Here is a 2,218-nt window from a genome sequence, read left to right as displayed (position 1 = left end):
GTCAGCGCGATCCCGACCCAGAGCCGGAGGCTGTCGAGCACCGGCGGCGCGTCGTCCGGCCCGGACAGCGCCGGCGGCAGCGACTCGGCGAGCCCGGACACCTTCGGGTTCCCCATCGTGAGCACGAGGTTCCCGATGAACAGGACCGTCGAGACGAACAGCAGCGTCCCGCCGATCGCGATCTGAATGTTGAGCTCCTCGAACCCGCCGAACATCGTCGGGTAGTCGAAGCCGCTGTACTCGGGCTCCGCCGTCCGGCGCGGCACGCCCATGATCCCCTGGGCGTGCATCGCGTTCGACATCAGCGCCATCCCGATGAACCAGAGGACGACTTGGAACAGCCCGATCGGGCGGCTGTAGATCGGTTTGTTGGAGATCTGCGGCCAGATCCAGTAGGTCGCGGCCATGAACGTGAGCGCGACGGCGGTGCCGACGGTGAGGTGGAAGTGCCCCGGCACCCAGATCGTGTTGTGGATCATGTAGTTGATGTTCATGCCGGCGTTCACCATGCCGGAGAAGCCGCCGGCGGCGAACATCAGCCCCGCGAGCATCATCCCGGTGAACTCGGGCTTGCGCCACGGGAGGTCGGTGAGCCAGCCTAAGAGTCCGGTCCCGCCGCGCTGTCGGGCGCCGTACTCCACGCTCGCGACGACCGTGAACGCCGTGAGCAGGCTCGGCAACAACAGGAACATCGTGTTCGTCATCGAGATGAACTTGAATCCCTCGGCGATCCCGGGGTCGAGGTACTGGTGGTGGATGCCGACCGGGGTCGACAGCAGGAGGAACAGCACGAAGACGACGCGCGCGAGCGGGTCGCTGAACAGCCGCCCGCCGGCGATCTTCGGGAGGACAGTGTACCACAGCATGTACGCCGGCATCAGCCAGAAGTACACCACCGGGTGGCCGAAGAACCAGAACAGCGTCCGGGTGAGCGTCGGGTTCACCTGGTCGATGAAGCCGAGCGACCACGGCAGGAGGAAGAGGAGGACGGACGCCGCGACCGCCGACGACGCGATGTACCACATCGCCATCGTCGTCAGCACCATGAACGTCTGCAGCGGGATCCGGTCGTCGGGGTGCTCGCGCTTCCACGCGAGGAACGTCCGGAACCAGTCGGCGCCGGCGATCCACGAGCCGACGATGAAGACGGCGAGGCCCGTGTAAAACAGGGGATGCGCCTGCAGCGGCGCGTAGAACGTGAAGAGGACGTCCGCGCTCATGTCGAGCGCGGGGAAAAAGCCGGCGAGGATCGAGACGCCGGTCATCGTCATCCCGACCGCCATGATCGCGTACCACGTCCACGTGATCCGGATGTCGACGAGCGGCCGGTCGAGGCTCCGGGTCACCGCCCACGTGAACAGCCCCACGAGGAAGAAGATGGTGAAGCTGATCACCATGAAGACGCCGTGGGCGGTCAGCACGGTGTAGTAGTCGGTCGACGGAATGATCCGCGCCACGTCGGTCCGGTGGAGCGTCTGAACGATCCCGAAGATCGCGCCGAGCGTTAGCGCGAAGAAGGAGCTGAGGAGGGCTGCGCGGACGACGCGCGCCTCGTCGGGGAACTTGTCGACGAAGGACCGCTCGGCCTCGATGGCGTCGCTCACGCGCCGTCACCTCCGTCGTTCCGCTCTTCGAACTCGGCCTGACTGACGACGTTCACCTTCCCCTCCATCACGTGGTGGCCGGCGCCGCAGTACTCGTTACAGATGAGCCCGTACTCCTCGGAGCCGTCGACCTCGACGGTGAGCTCGGAGACCTCGCCGGGGACGACCATCGTGTTCGCGTTCGTGCCGACCACCTCGAACCCGTGGATCACGTCCCTGGAGGTGACGTAGAAGGTGACGGTGCTGTCCTCGGGGACGACGATCGGGCTCGGCTCGAACCCGAACTGGTAGGCGACGACGTACGCCGCGTACTCGTTTTCGCCGACCCGCTCGACGCGCGGCTCGGAGAACCGCTCGTCCTCGTCGAGCGCCTGGGCGTTCACCGTCGGCTCGCCGTCGGCGACCATCGCGACGCCGGGACCCACGGCGCCGTACGTGACCGAGCCGATGAGCAGCAGTATCAGGAGGATCGACGCCGCCAGCCAGAGCTTCTCGTAGGCGTGAATGTGCATGCGTGATCACCCCACGACGACCAGATCCCGCCCGAGGAACTCGATGTAATAGATGTACACCCACGCGAGCAGCAGGATGACGAAGTAGATCCCGATGAGCGT

General features: G+C 65.9%; 2 protein-coding genes. Both read right to left on the bottom strand.

From position 1 onward, the window contains the following. The coding region (locus tag SD626R_RS02880; protein WP_092563218.1) for a b(o/a)3-type cytochrome-c oxidase subunit 1 at positions 1 to 1,604 on the bottom strand (1,604 nt) is incomplete at its 3' end. Beyond that, complete coding sequence (locus tag SD626R_RS02875; RefSeq protein WP_092563215.1) at positions 1,601 to 2,116, bottom strand: cytochrome c oxidase subunit II; 516 nt, start codon at positions 2,114 to 2,116, stop codon at positions 1,601 to 1,603. The genes SD626R_RS02875 and SD626R_RS02880, both read right to left, overlap by 4 nt. Positions 2,117 to 2,218: the final 102 nt, after the last annotated feature.

This window comes from Halorubrum sp. SD626R, assembly GCF_001261915.1.
In the GTDB taxonomy this organism is placed as follows: Archaea; Halobacteriota; Halobacteria; order Halobacteriales; family Haloferacaceae; genus Halorubrum.
The sequence above is the reverse complement of the archived record's forward strand: the minus strand, read 5'-3'. Positions and strand labels throughout refer to the sequence as shown.

Bases quoted from the DNA above. Each gene is read 5' to 3' on its own strand.
- SD626R_RS02875 (WP_092563215.1), bottom strand. From the start codon at position 2,116: ATGCACATTCACGCCTACGAGAAGCTCTGGCTGGCGGCGTCGATCCTC.